Source organism: Sphingomonas qilianensis, from assembly GCF_039614825.1.
Taxonomy (GTDB): Bacteria; Pseudomonadota; Alphaproteobacteria; order Sphingomonadales; family Sphingomonadaceae; genus Sphingomonas; species Sphingomonas qilianensis.
Genome location: NZ_JBDIMF010000001.1, coordinates 786,185 through 801,333, shown reverse-complemented (window position 1 = coordinate 801,333; position 15,149 = coordinate 786,185). Strand labels below are relative to the sequence as shown.

At 65.4% G+C, this 15,149-nt stretch carries 17 protein-coding genes and 1 tRNA gene; 7 read left to right on the top strand and 11 right to left on the bottom strand.

Features of this window, described 5'->3' with window-relative positions; all coding sequences use genetic code 11:
* Window positions 1–53 precede the first annotated feature (53 nt).
* The 4 genes from ABC969_RS03850 to ABC969_RS03835 all read left to right on the top strand — a co-directional run bounded on the left by ABC969_RS03850 (window position 54) and on the right by ABC969_RS03835 (window position 4,429).
* Window positions 54–698 (top strand): Tim44/TimA family putative adaptor protein, encoded by a 645-nt coding sequence (locus ABC969_RS03850; protein ID WP_345863074.1) that lies wholly within the window; start codon window positions 54–56, stop codon window positions 696–698.
* Complete coding sequence (gene mltA / locus ABC969_RS03845; protein ID WP_345863073.1) at window positions 698–1,987, top strand: murein transglycosylase A; 1,290 nt, start codon at window positions 698–700, stop codon at window positions 1,985–1,987. Before ABC969_RS03850 ends, mltA begins: the two co-directional genes overlap by 1 nt.
* Before the next feature lies 1 nt (window position 1,988).
* The gene (locus tag ABC969_RS03840; protein WP_345863072.1) at window positions 1,989–2,687 is read left to right on the top strand and encodes a Smr/MutS family protein; all 699 of its coding nucleotides are present in this window, start codon (window positions 1,989–1,991) and stop codon (window positions 2,685–2,687) included.
* Window positions 2,688–2,749: 62 nt separating this feature from the next.
* Entirely contained in the window at window positions 2,750–4,429 is a 1,680-nt protein-coding gene (locus ABC969_RS03835; protein WP_345863071.1) for a putative bifunctional diguanylate cyclase/phosphodiesterase, read from the top strand.
* Here the strand turns inward: ABC969_RS03835 and dapE are convergent.
* Window positions 4,426–5,565, bottom strand: a complete 1,140-nt coding sequence (gene dapE, locus ABC969_RS03830) for a succinyl-diaminopimelate desuccinylase (RefSeq protein WP_345863070.1) — start codon at window positions 5,563–5,565, stop codon at window positions 4,426–4,428. The genes ABC969_RS03835 and dapE overlap by 4 nt on opposite strands.
* 10 nt (window positions 5,566–5,575) lie before the next feature.
* On the opposite strand from dapE, the gene ABC969_RS03825 reads away from it, so the two are divergent.
* A complete protein-coding gene (locus ABC969_RS03825; protein ID WP_345863069.1) occupies window positions 5,576–6,037 on the top strand; it encodes a cupin domain-containing protein in 462 nt (153 codons plus the stop codon).
* A gap of 7 nt (window positions 6,038–6,044) precedes the next feature.
* On the opposite strand, the gene ABC969_RS03820 is transcribed toward ABC969_RS03825, so the two are convergent.
* From ABC969_RS03820 to ABC969_RS03780, 9 genes are all read right to left on the bottom strand, one after another.
* The gene (locus tag ABC969_RS03820; protein ID WP_345863067.1) at window positions 6,045–6,710 is read right to left on the bottom strand and encodes a glutathione S-transferase family protein; all 666 of its coding nucleotides are present in this window, start codon (window positions 6,708–6,710) and stop codon (window positions 6,045–6,047) included.
* Between the two features lie 67 nt (window positions 6,711–6,777).
* Window positions 6,778–7,800, bottom strand: a complete 1,023-nt coding sequence (locus tag ABC969_RS03815) for a substrate-binding domain-containing protein (protein WP_345863066.1) — start codon at window positions 7,798–7,800, stop codon at window positions 6,778–6,780.
* 88 nt (window positions 7,801–7,888) lie between these two features.
* The gene (locus ABC969_RS03810) at window positions 7,889–8,845 is read right to left on the bottom strand and encodes an MlaA family lipoprotein (RefSeq protein WP_345863065.1); all 957 of its coding nucleotides are present in this window, start codon (window positions 8,843–8,845) and stop codon (window positions 7,889–7,891) included.
* Between the two features lie 137 nt (window positions 8,846–8,982).
* Window positions 8,983–9,615, bottom strand: coding sequence for a ribosome biogenesis GTP-binding protein YihA/YsxC (gene yihA, locus ABC969_RS03805; RefSeq protein ID WP_345863063.1), 633 nt, complete (start codon window positions 9,613–9,615; stop codon window positions 8,983–8,985).
* A gap of 225 nt (window positions 9,616–9,840) precedes the next feature.
* Window positions 9,841–11,544, bottom strand: coding sequence for a membrane protein insertase YidC (gene yidC / locus ABC969_RS03800; RefSeq protein WP_345863062.1), 1,704 nt, complete (start codon window positions 11,542–11,544; stop codon window positions 9,841–9,843).
* Window positions 11,545–11,568: 24 nt separating this feature from the next.
* The gene (gene yidD, locus ABC969_RS03795) at window positions 11,569–11,781 is read right to left on the bottom strand and encodes a membrane protein insertion efficiency factor YidD (RefSeq protein ID WP_345863816.1); all 213 of its coding nucleotides are present in this window, start codon (window positions 11,779–11,781) and stop codon (window positions 11,569–11,571) included.
* 11 nt (window positions 11,782–11,792) lie between these two features.
* Window positions 11,793–12,059 (bottom strand): ribonuclease P protein component, encoded by a 267-nt coding sequence (gene rnpA, locus ABC969_RS03790; protein WP_380808663.1) that lies wholly within the window; start codon window positions 12,057–12,059, stop codon window positions 11,793–11,795.
* A gap of 83 nt (window positions 12,060–12,142) precedes the next feature.
* The gene (rpmH, locus tag ABC969_RS03785; RefSeq protein ID WP_261292588.1) at window positions 12,143–12,277 is read right to left on the bottom strand and encodes a 50S ribosomal protein L34; all 135 of its coding nucleotides are present in this window, start codon (window positions 12,275–12,277) and stop codon (window positions 12,143–12,145) included.
* A 105-nt stretch (window positions 12,278–12,382) separates the two neighbouring features.
* The gene (locus ABC969_RS03780; protein ID WP_345863060.1) at window positions 12,383–12,607 is read right to left on the bottom strand and encodes a hypothetical protein; all 225 of its coding nucleotides are present in this window, start codon (window positions 12,605–12,607) and stop codon (window positions 12,383–12,385) included.
* A 291-nt stretch (window positions 12,608–12,898) separates the two neighbouring features.
* Between ABC969_RS03780 and ABC969_RS03775 the strand changes: the two genes are divergently transcribed.
* Entirely contained in the window at window positions 12,899–14,407 is a 1,509-nt protein-coding gene (locus ABC969_RS03775; RefSeq protein ID WP_345863059.1) for a YifB family Mg chelatase-like AAA ATPase, read from the top strand.
* Here ABC969_RS03775 and ABC969_RS03770 read toward each other — a convergent pair.
* Entirely contained in the window at window positions 14,404–14,886 is a 483-nt protein-coding gene (locus ABC969_RS03770; RefSeq protein WP_345863058.1) for a methylated-DNA--[protein]-cysteine S-methyltransferase, read from the bottom strand. The genes ABC969_RS03775 and ABC969_RS03770 overlap by 4 nt on opposite strands.
* Before the next feature lie 161 nt (window positions 14,887–15,047).
* Between ABC969_RS03770 and ABC969_RS03765 the strand changes: the two genes are divergently transcribed.
* Window positions 15,048–15,132, top strand: a tRNA-Leu gene (locus ABC969_RS03765).
* Window positions 15,133–15,149: the final 17 nt, after the last annotated feature.

Below are 15,149 nucleotides of genomic sequence, written 5' to 3'. Positions count from 1 at the left end.
CCCGCGTGTTACGCCTATGTTGCGTGTTCGGCACCCCCGCGTTGGAGACCAAAGTGTTTTACGTTGTATTGCTTGCGATGGTCGCCGGGTTTGTGGCGTTGCGTCTTTATATGGTGCTGGGCAAGCGCACCGGGCATGAGCAGGCGTTGCCCAAGGCCGCCGAGGAGCGCGCGCCGATCACCGTGTTGCCACGCCCGATCGAGGGCGGGGCGGAGCCGCGTGAGGCCGCCAACCGCAATATCGAGAGCAAGGCGGAAGCTGGTCTGCGCCAGATCGTGGCCGCGGAGCCGGGCTTTGATATCGGTCAGTTCGTCGAGGGCGCGCAGGGCGCTTACCGCATGATCCTCGAAGCCTATTGGAAGGGCGATGGGGAGGCGCTCGAATGGCTGGTCGAACCCGACGTCAAACAAGCGTTTGGCGAGGCGATCGCGGCGCGCGCCGAGACCGGCCATGTGCTCGATAACCGCTTGGTATCGATTGAGCGCGCGGTGATCACCGATGCCTCGGCCGAGGACGGCGTTGCCCGCATCACGTTGCGCTTCGATGCCGATGTCGCCGCGATCACGCGTGATGCCGAAGGCAATGTGATTGCCGGCTCGATGAGCGATGCGGTCGAAACGCATGATGTGTGGACCTTTGCCCGGACGCTGAAAAGCAAGGATCCGAACTGGAAGCTCGCCGACACCGACGAAGCGTGATGCGCTTGATCGGGGGACGGGGGCTTGCGACCGCCGCGCTCGGGCTAATGCTGAGCGCCTGCGGCGGCGGCATCGTGCCGCCCAGTGGCTTGTCGCGTACCGCACCGCCACGTAGCGCGGCACGGTCTGATCAAGTGCCCGCTCGACAAAATGCGGTGCCGGTGCGGTTACCCGTCGCGGCCGTCCCGCTTTCCGCTGTGCCGGTTGTTCCGGTGACAGGCGCCATGACGGCGGCCGCTGCGGGCGTGATCGCCGGGCCGCCGCTTGCCACGTTGCCGATTAGCGATGCCCAGGCGCGCGGTGCGCTGGCCGCATTCCGCATCTCCTGCGCTTCGTTGGTGCGCCGCACCGATACGTCCGGGCTCACGCGGGGCAGCGATTGGCAGCCAGCCTGCGCTGCCGCCGCCTCGGCGAGCGATGCCCGCGCGTTCTTTGCACAATGGTTCGAAACCGCGCAGGTCGGCGACGGCCGCGCCTTCGCAACAGGCTATTACGAGCCGCAGATTCACGGCGCCCGCGAGCGGCGTGACGGTTACGTGCCGGTCTATGGCCGGCCCAGCGATCTGGTCGAAGCCGATCTGGGTCTGTTTTCGGATGATCTGAAGGGCAAGAAGATCCGCGGTCGCGTGGAGAAGAATGCCTTTGTGCCCTATTTCGATCGCACCGCGATCGAGCAGGGCGCGCTCGACGGACGCGCGCCGATCATCGGCTGGGCGGCGGATCCGGTCGAACTGTTCTTCTTGCAGGTGCAAGGATCGGGGCGGCTGCTGATGCCCGATGGATCGGTGATGCGCGTCGGATACGATACGCAGAATGGCCGGTCCTACACCGGTATCGGCGCGTTAATGAAAGCGCGCGGATTGCTCGGCCCTGGCCAGACTTCGATGCAGGGCATTGTACAGTGGCTGCATGATCACCCCAGTGAGGGACGTGACATCATGCGCGAAAACAAGAGTTATGTGTTCTTCCGCGAACAGCAGGGGGCGCCGCTCGGCGCTTTGGGGCTGCCGGTGACCGGCGGCGTCACGGTCGCGGCGGACGTCAAGTTCATCCCGCTCGGCGCGCCCGTTTTCCTGTCGATGGATCGCACCGATGCCACCGGTTTATGGGTGGCGCAGGATACCGGCGGCGCGATCAAGGGCAGCAACCGCTTCGACACTTTCTGGGGTGCGGGCGACGACGCGCGCGCCATTGCCGGCGGGATGAGCGCGCGCGGCACCGCCTTCCTGCTGTTGCCGATCGGCACGATCGCGCGGCTGACCGGCGCGCCGGGCGCACCCGCGCCGTAAGATGGCGGATCGGCCGTTATCGTCTGGTGAAGCGGCGCTGTGGGCGCGCGTGCTGGAAACGGTCCGGCCGCTCAGGATCGCGCCCAAACCGGTGGCGAAGGTGCCAGCGGCAAGCGCAACACTGGCGAAAACGACTCATCCGCCGCTCGCCAGCAAGCACGCGGCGGCGCTCCCGGGCAAGGCAGCGCAGAAAGTCGCTACGCCCACCGGGGCAAGCGGCAGCGAGCTATTCCAACGACTGCTCGAGCAGGGTGTCGGCAGCGTCGTGTCCAAAGCGCGCGCTGGTGCGCGGGCGCGGCCTCAGCCGTTTCCGGCGCCCGCGCCGCGCCATCACGTCGCGCACAGCACGCTCGATGGCTCGTGGGACAAGAAGCTTGCCCGCGGTCTCGTCTCGCCCGATCGCTCGATCGATCTGCACGGGCACAATCTGTCCACCGCTTATGCCACGCTGGATGGGGCGCTCGAGCAATCCATTCGCATGGGTGACCGCGTCGTATTGCTCGTCACCGGCAAGCCGCCCCGCCCGGAAAGCGAACGCCCGCACGCGCGCGGCGCGATCCGCGCCGCGATCGGCGATTGGCTGGCGGGATCGCGGCATGCCAGCGCCATCGCCGCAGTACGCAACGCGCATCCAAGACACGGTGGCGCTGGCGCATTATATATCGTTTTGAGGCGAACGGAACCAAATCGAGTTTATTAACTGTCACTGTGCTATAGCGAGTCGGGGTCGTGGGAGATCCATGGACCGGGGGTAAGCACGCGATGGATGAACTTTCGCTACAGGGTCGGGCGATTGCGTTTGCAATATGCACCGGGTCGGTAGTGTTCAGCCTTGCGCTGATCGCGGCCACGCCGGGCGGCGCAATTGCCATCGATGCCATCGTTATCACCGTGATCGCGGCGATAATTTGCGCAACCTTGTGCTGGGCATCGGCCGAGCGTGGCTTGGGCAATACGGGGGAGGTGATCGATCGTGTGATCGCGCGGCTATCCGGCGCGGCGCAGGGCGATTTTGACGGCGTCATCCCGGCCGAGATTTCCCGCCGCGTTCCGGCGCTTGCGGGAGCAATGCGCGGACTGTTCGATCATGTCAGTGTGTCGTTTGATAATGTCCAGCGGCTGGCGTTGTTCGATGCCGTCACCGCGCTGCCGAACCGCATCAATTTTCGCCAAACCTGCGAGCAGATGCTGCGCGAATTGGCCCCCGGCGAGGCCGCCGCATTGTTCTTTATCGATCTCGATCGGTTCAAAGCGGTCAACGATACGATGGGCCACGCATGCGGTGACTTGCTGCTCGGGATGGTCGCCAACCGCCTGCGCGCGGTGGGCGATGGCGTGCGCGCGGACGACAATGGGGCGGAGGCGCTGATCGGGCGGCTTGCCGGCGACGAGTTCACCATGTTCGTGGGTCATCTCCCCGACGCTGAGGCGGCTGCCGCCATCGCGCGCGCGCTCCTGACTGCGCTGGGGACGCCGTTCGATCTCGTCGGTACCGAGATCGAGATCGGGGCATCGATCGGCATCGCGCTGCGCCCGGATCACGGCAGCGACCTGACGACGATGATGCGCGCAGCCGACGCCGCGATGTATCACGCCAAGGAAAAAGGTCGGGGTCGCGCGGAATATTTTACCGAGGAGCTGGCAACCCGAATGGCCGCGCGAGCGCAAATGGAGCGCGAGTTGCGCGAGGCCATCGATCAACAGCAATTTGCGCTGGTCTATCAGCCACAGGTCTGTCTTCGCCAAGGTCACATGGTGGTCGCCGAAGCGTTGTTGCGCTGGGAGCATCCGCGCGATGGCATGACGCTGCCCGGCGCGTTCATTCGACTGGCCGAAGAAACCGGGCTGATCATGGAAATCGGCGAATGGGTGATTGCCACCGTGGCCGAGACGATCGCGCGATGGGCGCATGCCGGCATCGAGCAACGCTTGGCGATCAACATATCGCAGCGGCAGCTGGATCATGCGGCGTTCTTCCGGCGCCTGCGCGCGGCGATGCTGGAGGCGAACGCGCCCGCCACGTCGCTGGAGCTCGAAATCAGCGAAACCATGGCCATGCAATGTTCGAGCGAGGTGATCCACGCTATTGCCCTGTTACGCGCGGATGGCGCGACCATCGCGATTGACGAATTCGGCACCGGTTATTCCAGCCTGACACGGCTGCGCGAACTGCCTATCGACCGCATCAAACTGCACCGCAGCTTGATCGCGCCGCTCGCCTATAGCGGGGAAGCGCGGATGATCGCGCAAGCGCTGATCGCCCTGATCCACGGGCTTGGCTGCGAAGCGGTAGGGCAAGGAATCGAAAGTCGCGCCCAGGCCGATGTTCTGCGGATGATGGGCTGCGACGTGATGCAGGGGTTCGCGATCGCCGAGCCGATGCCCGAGGCGGCATTCATGACATGGACCCGCGCCGAGGAGACGCGGGTGATGGCTGGCTAAAGTTGCTCGGCGAATGCGCGCGCGAGAATGTCTGCGTAGACATCGCGCAGCGCTTCGAGATCCGAGATGGCCACCGCTTCGTCAAGCTTGTGCATCGTCGCATTGAGCAAGCCGAATTCGACCACCGGGCAAAGCCGCGACAGAAAGCGCGCGTCAGAGGTGCCGCCGGTGGTGCTGAGTTCGGGGCGCAGCCCGGTACGTGCTTCGATCGCATCGCCGATCAGCGTGGAAAATGCGCCGGGCGGGGTCAGGAACGCCTCCCCGGACACGCGCGCGATCACCGTGGCGTCGGGCGCGTGGCGTTTGGCCAGCGCGTCGATACGATCGGCGAGCGCTGCACCGCTCTGCAGGTCGTTAAAGCGGATGCTGAGCCGGGCCGCGGCGTGGCCCGGGATGACATTGGTGGCCGGGTTGCCCACCGTGATATCGGTGATTTCGATGTTGGAGGGCTGAAACCAGGCATTGCCCTCGTCCAGCACCAGCGCCTCGATCTCCGCGAGCATGGCGACGAGCGGAGGGATCGGATTATGCGCGAGGTGCGGATAGGCCACGTGGCCTTGTTTGCCCGGCACGTCGATCCAGATATTGACTGAGCCGCGACGGCCGATCTTGATCACGTCGCCGAGCCGCGCGGTCGACGTGGGCTCGCCGACAAGGCACAGATCCGGCTTGATGCCGCGCGTGGCCATGCGCGCGATGATCGCCGGCGTGCCATAAGTGGCGGGGCCTTCCTCGTCGCCGGTGATGATCAGGCTGATCGTGCCGTCGCTCTGCGCCGGGATCGCGGCGACGAAGGCGGCGATGGCGCCTTTCATGTCAACCGCGCCACGGCCGTAGAGCAGCCCATCGCGTTCCTCCGCCGCGAACGCATCGCTGGTCCAGCCCGGGCCCGGAGGGACGACATCGAGATGCCCGGCAAAGGCGAAATGCGGGCCATGGGTGCCGCGAATGGCGAGCAGATTTTCCACGGGGCCGTCGGGTGCTTCGCCGCTCACGAAGCGATCGACGGCAAAGCCCAACGGCAACAACGCCGCCTCCAGCACATCGAACACCGCGCCGCGCGCGGGGGTCACGCTGTCACACGTTATCAGTGCCTTGGCTAGGACGGCCACATCGTGCAGGTTGGTTTCGGACATGGAGGGGACATTGCCCAAGCTCGATCTCGATACAATCCCGCAAACCAATGCGACAGGCTATCCGGCGCCCTTCGACCAGGCGGTGGCGGGCCGCTGGTATCGGCGGATGGCGCCGGTGGCGGGGCTGACGCAGATGGGCGCCAGCCATGTCACGCTTAAACCGGGTGCCTGGTCGTCGCAGCGTCATTGGCATCACGGCGAAGACGAACTGGTCGTGATGCTGGCCGGCGAGGCGGTGCTGATCGAAGACGATGGCGAGACGGTGCTGCGCGCGGGCGATTGCGCCGCATTTCCCAAGGGAGTGGCCAACGGGCATCATCTGCAGAACCGCAGCGATGCCGATTGCGTGTTCGTGGCGATCGGCACCGGCGCGGACGAAGGCGGCTGTTATGCCGATATCGACATGGATTTCGCGCCGCACGGCTACACGCACAAGGATGGCACGCCCTATCCGGCCCGCCGCATCAAATAGCGGCGCGTCAGGTGGTGCTGGGCAGTTCGAATTTCTCGATCACCCATTCCTCCTCCTGCGCCGCGGCGATCCAATCCTGCATGAACGGATGCTGTAGCACCGCATCCATATAGCCCGCCGCAAAACGCGCGATGGGCAGCGAATAGGTGACGATGCGGGTGACGACGGGGGCGAACATCATATCGGCCGCACCAAACTGGCCGAACAGGAATTCGCCGTCGCCGCCGAAGCGTGCGCGGGCCTGCGCCCATAATTCCATGATCCGCGCGAGATCGGCGATCACATCGTCATCGGGCTGCACCGGCGGAAACGACTGGCGGATATTCATGCTGTGCTTGCGGCGCAGCGCGGTGAAGCTCGAATGCATTTCCGCCGCCATCGACCGCGCCATGGCGCGCGCGGCGGCATCGGCCGGCCAGAACAGATCGCGGCTGGTCTTCTCGGCCAGATATTCGATGATCGCCAGGCTGTCCCACACGACCGCATCGCCATCCCACAGGATCGGCACCTTGCCCGAGGAGGGGGCGAATTCGTCGCCCTCTCGGCGTTTGTCCCAGGCATCGTCGTACAGCGGCACGACGACTTCCTCGAACAGCAGCCCGGATTGTTTGGCGGCCAGCCAGCCGCGCAGAGACCAGGACGAATAGGCCTTGTTGCCAATGATCAGTTTCATGGGAGTGCGGGATAGCGGTGAAGTGCGCGGCAGGGAAGGCGATTGGCCGCGCCGCGGCAGGCAATGTTCAGGGCAACGCCGCCGGATCAAGCGGCGTGGCGAACGCAATCGCTTCAGCCGATCGCGCGCGGACCTTGTCCGGCAGCGCGATCAGGCCATGCTTGACGAGCGGCCCGCCCGGCGCCCACATCGCGGCATATTGATCGAGATACGCTTTCACCGCCGGGCGCCCCTTCAGCCGGCTGGTCTTCACATACAGATACAGCGTGCGCATCGCTGGGTATTTGCCGCTGGCGATGTTGGCGTAATCCGGCTGGACGCCATCGATCGGCACGCCGTTGAGCCGCCCGGCATTCTGTTCGAGATAGGAATAGCCGAACAGGCCGAGCGCGGTGGGATCCTGCTCCAGTGCGGTGACGATGACGCTGTCGTCCTCGCCCTTGGCGACATAAGGGCCGTCGGCGCGAAGCTGGCGGCAGACTTTGTCGAACTGTGCGGGATCGCCCGCGGCCTGCAGCGCCTTGGCGTCGGGCATCGCCGCAAGGCAGCCGGGTTGCAGGATCAGATCGACGAACATATCGCGCGTGCCGCTCGTCGTGGGCGGCCCCAATACCTTGATGGGGATGGCCGGAAGCGCCGGATTGGCGTTCTTCCACGTCTTGGTAGTGTTCGGCTTGCCCAGCGGGTTGGCCGCTAGCGCGCGATAGATGTCCTGTCGCGTCAGCGCGATCTTCGGACCGTTGTTCGATTCGGCGAGCGCGATACCGTCCAGCCCGATCGCCATTTCGGTGATGTCGCGGATGCCGGCTGCCTGGCATTTGGCGAATTCCGCCCGCCGCATCCGGCGCGAGGCGTCGACGATATCGATCGCCCGATCCTTATCGCAGAAGCGCAGGATGCCGACGCTGGTGCCGACCGTGTCGAAGATCGGTTCCTTGTGACCCGGCTTGGCCCGCACGAAGGCTTCGCCCACCGCCTTGCTGAAGGGATAGATGGTCGATGATCCGGTGACGCGGATTTCGGCGGATTCGCTGTTGCAGGAGGCGAGCGCGAGCGGCGCCAACACGATGAGACCGAGCCGTCCGAGCATCTCATTTCCCCTAGCGCACGCGGTGCACGTGGCGCGCAACGGCGATCGGCGGCACTATGCCGCCCGACGATGTCCGGCGTGTGACAGCTCAGCGCAGCTGGGGGCGTGCCGCGGGATCGAGCGGCGCGGGGGGCACCGGGGGGATGGGGGCGGGATCGGCGGCTGGGGTCAGCACGCGGCCGTTGAGGCGGATCGGGCCGACCGGCTTTTCCGACATCGGGCTGGAGGCGCCGGTCTTGCGCCCGCGCAGATGATCGATCTCCGCCTGGCGCCGCTGGAGATAGAAATCGCGCGTATTGGCGTAAGGATCGGCCTGCCCCTCGTGCAGCGCGGTGAGCGTTTCTTCGAAATCGGCGCGATGATCGAGCGCACCCAAGATGCCAAGTGGGAGGGCGACCTCGGGGCGTGTGAAGGTTCGGCCGAACAGGAGCGGCATGGTCAGGCGATCGATCGCGCCACCCAACAGATCGCGCACCGTGGTGGGGCCGACGATCGGCAGGAACATGAACGGGCCGTTGGGAATGCCGTAAAACCCCAGCGTATCGGCGAAACCATTGCCGCGGCGCGGCAGCTTGAACGGCTTGCGTTTGGCCATATCGATCAGGCCAAGCGCGCCAACGGTGGAGTTTAGCGCGAACCGGCCCAACGTCTCGGCCGCTTTGCCGATCTTGTGCTGCAGGACGAAGTTGATGAACACCACGGGTTCGCGCAGATTATACAGGAAGTTGTGGATCCCGCTGCGGATCGGCGAGGGAACGTTCTTCTTGTAGACCATGGCGATTGGCCCGACGATCGCGCTGTCCACCGCATCGGTGATGGCGAAGGCCTGCGCGTTGGCGCCGCGGAACGGGTCTGGAGCGGGCGAGGGCGAGGGCGCGGTGACGATGATGTCCGCCTGGCGGCTGTCGCCGCCGGGACCAGGCGCCGGCGGCGCCTCCGTTGGCGGCGGGCTGGCTTGGTCCGCCGCCGGCTGCGTGGCCGGCGTAACCGGCTCGGGGGCGACCTGTAGCGGCGGGGTTGCGGACAGCACGGCCGCCGTGGTCAAGATCAGTAAGCCCATACAGCGGCCTTTTTCAGAAATGCGGTTTTCGAATAATGTCAAAAACGCGAAATATTCGTGAAGCATAGTCGCGCGCCGTGCGAAATGCTTTCGTTATCGCACAGGCGCTGGGCGCGCGGCGGTTAGCCGATCGCTTCGATCACCGCCGCGCGCAGCTCCGCAATGCCAAGACCAGTCTCACTTGAGGTAAGCAGGATATCGGGATGCGCGGCGGCGCGCTTGCGCGCTTCCTCGGCGGTGCGCGCCGCGACCTCGGCCAGCTCGGTGGCCTTGATCTTGTCGGCCTTGGTCAGCACCAGACGGTAGCTCACCGCCGCCTTGTCGAGCATCTCGAGAATCTCGCGATCGACATCCTTGATGCCGTGGCGCGAATCGATCAGCACCAGTGCACGCTTCAGCTCCTGCCGCCCCCGCAGGAAATCGTTCACCAGAAAACGCCACTGCTTGACGATATCCTTGGGCGCCTTGGCATAGCCATAGCCGGGCATGTCGACGAGCCGGAAGGTCAGCGGTTCACCGACATCGAAGAAGTTCAATTCCTGCGTGCGCCCCGGCGTTACCGAGGTGCGCGCCAGCGCCTTGCGCCCGGTGAGCGCGTTGAGCAGCGACGATTTGCCGACGTTGGACCGCCCGGCAAAGGCCACTTCGGGCACGCTGGCCTCGGGCAGAAATTCGAGCTTCGGGGCGGATTTGAGGAAGGCGACCGGCCCGGCAAAGGTCTTGCGGGCACGCTCGACCAGGTCCGGGTCGAACATGGCGGTTTCGAAGGGCGCGGATGCGGACTCTTGGGGAGGTGTGTCGTTCATTTGTTCGATCCGTTCGTGTCGCGGGGGTGACAACTCCCCCATTCGTCACCCCGGACTTGTTCCGGGGTCCACTGCGCCGCGAGCGCTGCTGTCGAGCCTCTTGTCCATAGCATGCCGCCCGGTGGACCCCGGAACAAGTCCGGGGTGACGGGGCAGGGGTGCCGGCTGCCGCGGCTATTTCGCCGCCGCTTCCTTCATGCCCGGATGCCGCGCGTAGAGCACGCGCTGCTGCAGGATCGTCAGGCAGTTCGAGGTGATCCAGTAAACCTGCAGGCCGACCGCGAACGGCGCCATCACGAACATCAGCACCCAGGGCATGATCGCAAAGATCTGCTTCTGCGTGTCGTCCATCGGCGCGGGATTGAGCTTGAACTGGAAGTACATCGAGATGCCGAGCAGCACCGGCACGATGCCGATCGCCAGGAAGTGCGGCGGCGTGAAGGGCAGATAGCCGAACAGGTTGAGGATCGTCGCCGGATCCGGCGCGGAGAGATCCTTGATCCACGCGACGAACGGCTGATGGCGCATTTCGATCGTCAGCAGCAGCACCTTGTACAGCGCGTAGAAGATCGGGATCTGCAGCAAGGTGGGCAGGCAACCGGCGAGCGGATTGACCTTCTCCGTCTTGTACAGCTGCATGATCTCCTGCTGCTGGCGCGGCTTGTCGTCCTTGTAGCGCTCCTGCAGCGCCTTCATCTTAGGCTGCAGCGTCTTCATCGCGGCCATCGACTTGAACTGCTTCTGCGCGATCGGGAACATGATGCCGCGGATCGTGAAGGTCAGCAGGATGATCGCCACGCCGAAATTGCCGACCATGCGGAACAGCCAGTCGAGATAATAGAAGATCGGCTTCTCGACGATGCGGAACCAGCCCCAATCGAGGCCGTGATCGAAAAAGGCGATGCCTTCCTTATCGGTATAGCGATCCAGCAGGCGCACTTCCTTGGCACCGGCGAAGAAGCGCGACGTCTGCGTCATCGTCTTGCCGGGGGCGAGCAGCCGCGGGGTGACCGAATAATCCGCCTGATAGGCCTTGTTGGCACCGGCGCGGAACTGGCCGTCAAATGGTACTGCCTGATCGGGGACGATCGCGGTGAGCCAATATTTGTCGGTAAAGCCAAGCCAGCCTCCGGTCGTGGAGAATTTCTGCGTACCCTCGTCGATCGTACTGAAATTGATCCCGTAATCGGCAGCGCCATTGTGCGCCGACATCGGGCCGATCTGCACCGTCCAGGTGTCGGCTTCCTTGAACACGCCATTGCGGTTGACCAGGCCATAGGTCGCGACCGGGACGGGCGCGGCACCGGCATTGGCGACGGTCTGGCGCACGGTGAACATATAGCCGTCATCAACCGACAGCTCGATGCGGAAGCGCTGCCCCTGCGCGTTGGCGGCGTCGAGCGTGACGGGCTTGCCGGGCGAGAGAACGCTGCCGGTGGCCTTCCAGATCGTGTCCGGTGCGGGCGGCTTCAGCCCGTCGTCACGCCAGCCAAAGCCGGCGAAATAGGCGTCGGGGCTACCCGATGGAGAGAGCAGGCGGATCGGCGGCGAATCCTTGGCGATCGTTTCCTTGTAGGATTTGAGCACCAGATCATCGATGCGCGCCCCCTTCAGGTTGATCGAGCCGCTGACGGTGGGCGTGTCGATGCGGATGCGCGGGGTTTCGCCGAGCACGAGATTGCGGTCGCGCACGGCGGACGGGGCATCGGCGGCGGGATCGGCGCTCGGATTGGGCACGACTTGCGCCTTGCCCTCCACGATCTTGGTGACCGGCGGGTTGGCGGCGGGGAAGAACCGGTTCTGCAGCAACGGCCAGCCGAACAGGATCAGCGCCGCGATCACCGCGAACAGGATGAAATTCTTCTGGTCGTTTTTCACAGGTTAGCAATCCGTTCGCGAAAATCAGGGGACCGGATCGTATCCGGACCCGCCCCAGGGATGGCAGCGCGCGATCCGTCGTGCCGCCAGCCACCCGCCTTTGAAGGCGCCATAGCGGCGAACCGCCTCGATTGCATAGGAAGAACAGCTTGGCGCATAGCGGCACGTCGGCGGCAGCACGACCGAGGGGCCGAGCTGCCAGCCGCGCGCGATCAGGATGAGCAGGCGGGCCGCCAGGGTCGGGCGGGTCACCGCATCACCTTGGCCAGTGCCTTGGCCAGCTCGGTCCGCAGTTGCGCGTAATCGCGCTCGATCCCGCCGTTGCGGCCGATCAGCACATGATCGGCGCCGCGAATCCCGCGTTCCGGGAGCAACTCGCGCGCCAGCGCGCGCAACCGCCGCTTCATGCGGTTGCGGATAACGGCGTTGCCGATTTTCTTGGTGACGGTGTAACCGATACGCATATCGGGCGATCCGTCCTGCCGGTCGCGCACGAGCAGGACGAAGCCCGGCATCGGTGCGCGTTTCCCCGCGTTCGCCGCGAGAAAATCGCGGCGAACCTGCAAGGTCGATATGCTGGCAGCGCCAGCGGGAGGAGTTAGGCCGACAGCTTCTTGCGGCCGCGGTTGCGGCGCGCGCGCAGGATGTTGCGGCCGCCCGGAGTCGCCGAGCGGAGACGGAAGCCGTGGCGACGGGCGCGCACGAGATTGCTCGGTTGAAAGGTCCGCTTCATCGGTCATTCCCTAAAATCTAACCCGAGGGGGTGTATCTGAATGTAAGAAGGCCGCCACAGGGGCGACCTTGAAGCCCGGGCCATTAGGCAAGAGCGCCGCCAAAGTCAATTCGCCACCGGCGCTTTGTCTCGCGCATGACGGCGTAGCGCACTGCCGCGCCGCATCAGGCGATCGATGAAGCCGCCGATCCGTGGCGATCGCCGCTTGAGCCGCGCCCAGCGCTGCCGCGCGGCCGCGGAATTGCGCAGCACGAGAATCATCCCGCCAGCAAACAGCACCGCGCCGGCCGGGCCGGGCAGGGGGGCGGCAAGCGGGGCTAGAATGATCATCAGGCTACCCAACGTAAGCTGGCCGTAGCGTTTGAACGGGTGCGGGGCGGGGCGGCTCGTGCTGGTCACGGGAGTGATGTGGGGCGGGTGTATTGTTTTGGCAAGACAGCATTATCGTGTCACCCCGGACTCGTTCCGGGGTCCGCTGTGCCGGCCGCGCGCTGTCCGCCGCTTGTTCAATACCAAGCCGCTTGGCGGACCCCGGAACAAGCCCGGGGTGACGGAAAGCGGGTGCTCTTTCCCCACGTAAAAATGCGGCTATGCTCGCCCGACTTCGGGGGGAGCAACGGCATGGTGGCAAGCGTATCGACCGTTGCGTATCTCGGGCTTGAGGCGCGCGCGGTCGAGGTGCAGGTGCAGCTCATCCCCGGGCTGCCTGGCTTTTACGTCGTCGGGCTCGGCGACAAGGCGGTGGCAGAAAGCCGCGAGCGCGTGCGTGGCGCGATTTCGGCGATGGGGCTGGCGCTGCCGCCCAAGCGGATTGTGGTCAATCTGTCGCCCGCTGATCTGCCCAAGGAAGGATCGCATTTCGATCTGCCGATCGCGCTGGCGCTGCTTGGCGCGATGGGCGTCGTGGATGCCGAGACCTTGTCTGATTATGTCGTGGTGGGAGAATTGGGGTTGGATGCGCGCGTGGCCTCGTCGCCCGGGGTATTGCTTGCCGCGTTGCACGCATCGGCGATCGGCAAGGGGCTGGTGTGCCCGGCGGCGCAGGGGGCGGAGGCGGCGTGGGCGGGATCGATCCAGGTGATCGCCGCGCCCGATATTCTCGCCCTGCTCAACCATTTCAAGGGCCATGGCTTGCTGTCCGCGCCGCAACCGGGGGTGGTGGAGGACAATGTGGCCGGCCCCGATCTCGCGCAGGTCAAAGGACAGGAAACTGCCAAGCGTGCGCTGGAGATTGCGGCGGCTGGCAACCATAATCTGCTGATGATCGGGCCGCCGGGATCTGGCAAATCGCTGATGGCGTCCTGCCTGCCAAGCATCCTGCCGCCGCTTGATGCGGCCGAAGCGCTGGAGGTGTCGATGGTGGCGAGCGTGGCGGGAACGCTGCAGGGCGGTCGTCTGACGCGCCGCCGTCCGTACCGCGCGCCGCATCATTCGGCCTCGATGGCGGCGCTGATCGGTGGCGGGCTGAAAGTGAAGCCGGGGGAGGTCAGCCTGGCGCATCTCGGCGTGCTGTTTCTTGATGAACTGCCCGAATTCCAGCGCGCGGTGCTTGATTCGCTTCGCCAGCCGCTCGAAACGGGTACGGTGAGCGTCGCGCGCGCCAATGCGCATGTCACGTTTCCCGCACGGGTGCAGTTGGTGGCAGCGATGAATCCGTGCCGTTGCGGCCACCTTGGCGACGCCGCTTTGGCCTGTTCGCGCGCGCCGCGGTGCGCGGCGGATTATCAGGCCAAGGTCAGCGGGCCGCTGCTCGATCGCATGGATCTGCATGTGGAGGTGCAGGCGGTGAGCGCTGCGGATCTGGTGCTGCCGCCGCCGGCGGAAGGCTCGGCCGAGGTGCGCGCGCGTGTGGCGGCGGCGCGTGCGCTGCAGGCGGCGCGGTACGACGCGCATGACGTTCGCACCAATGCAGAAATCGATGGCGAACTGCTTGCCGCCGTGGCCACGCCGGACGAGCCCGGGCGCAAATTGCTCGCCCAAGCCAGCGAAGCGATGCGGTTGTCGGCGCGCGGCTATACGCGGATCTTGCGCGTCGCGCGCACCATTGCGGATCTGGCCGGTAGTGCGGCGATCGGGCGTATCCATGTCGCCGAGGCGCTGAGCTACCGGCGACAGGCGCCGCGCAGCTAAGCGGGCACGCGTTCGAGATCGAGCAGCAGCTTTTTCGCCTCCAGCCCACCGGCAAAGCCGGTCAGCGTGCCATTCGCGCCAATCACGCGGTGACACGGCGCGATGATCGAGATGGGGTTGCGTCCGTTCGCAGCGCCGACGGCGCGGGCGGCGCCTGGGCGACCGATCTGGCGCGCGATCTCGCCATAGCTGCGCGTCTGACCGAACGGGATCGTGAGCAACGCTTCCCACACGCTTTTCTGAAAATCGGTGCCGTGGAAATCGAGCGGCACGGTGAAGGCGGTTAATGTGCCCGCAAAATAGGCGGCGATCTGGCGTTTCGCCTCGCGCAGAACGGGGTGATCGTCGCCCTCGGTCATCGCCCCAAGTCGCACCCGGTCGGGCGCGTCGTTTTCCCACAGGATTGCGGTCAGACCGGCGTCGCTGGCCACCAGCTTGAGCGCGCCGACGGCAGAGCGCATCGTCGTGTAATAGTGCATGATCCGTCCCCGTTGCGTCGTTCGACCCTAGCGCTTCTTTCGCGCCCCGGCGTTCCGCTTCCTGCGATCAAAGTCGCGAAAGGGCTGGACGTTGCGCCCCGGGTTATGCCATTCGGCCATCCGCGGTTACGAGAGCGGAAACGCTCGAATCCTCAGCCGATGCGGGCGTGGTGGAACTGGTAGACGCGCCGGACTCAAAATCCGGTTCCGAAAGGAGTGTCGGTTCGATTCCGACCGCCCGCACCACCTTCTACCTGATCTAG

Bases quoted from the DNA above. Each gene is read 5' to 3' on its own strand.
- mltA (WP_345863073.1), top strand. From the start codon at position 698: ATGCGCTTGATCGGGGGACGGGGGCTTGCGACCGCCGCGCTCGGGCTA.
- rnpA (WP_380808663.1), bottom strand. From the start codon at position 12,059: ATGCCGGGCTTCGTCCTGCTCGTGCGCGACCGGCAGGACGGATCGCCC.
- rpmH (WP_261292588.1), bottom strand. From the start codon at position 12,277: ATGAAGCGGACCTTTCAACCGAGCAATCTCGTGCGCGCCCGTCGCCAC.
- ABC969_RS03770 (WP_345863058.1), bottom strand. From the start codon at position 14,886: ATGCACTATTACACGACGATGCGCTCTGCCGTCGGCGCGCTCAAGCTG.
- dapE (WP_345863070.1), bottom strand. From the start codon at position 5,565: ATGTCCGAAACCAACCTGCACGATGTGGCCGTCCTAGCCAAGGCACTG.
- ABC969_RS03780 (WP_345863060.1), bottom strand. From the start codon at position 12,607: ATGATCATTCTAGCCCCGCTTGCCGCCCCCCTGCCCGGCCCGGCCGGC.
- ABC969_RS03820 (WP_345863067.1), bottom strand. From the start codon at position 6,710: ATGAAACTGATCATTGGCAACAAGGCCTATTCGTCCTGGTCTCTGCGC.
- ABC969_RS03775 (WP_345863059.1), top strand. From the start codon at position 12,899: ATGGTGGCAAGCGTATCGACCGTTGCGTATCTCGGGCTTGAGGCGCGC.
- yihA (WP_345863063.1), bottom strand. From the start codon at position 9,615: ATGTTCGACCCGGACCTGGTCGAGCGTGCCCGCAAGACCTTTGCCGGG.
- ABC969_RS03835 (WP_345863071.1), top strand. From the start codon at position 2,750: ATGGATGAACTTTCGCTACAGGGTCGGGCGATTGCGTTTGCAATATGC.
- ABC969_RS03815 (WP_345863066.1), bottom strand. From the start codon at position 7,800: ATGCTCGGACGGCTCGGTCTCATCGTGTTGGCGCCGCTCGCGCTCGCC.
- ABC969_RS03840 (WP_345863072.1), top strand. From the start codon at position 1,989: ATGGCGGATCGGCCGTTATCGTCTGGTGAAGCGGCGCTGTGGGCGCGC.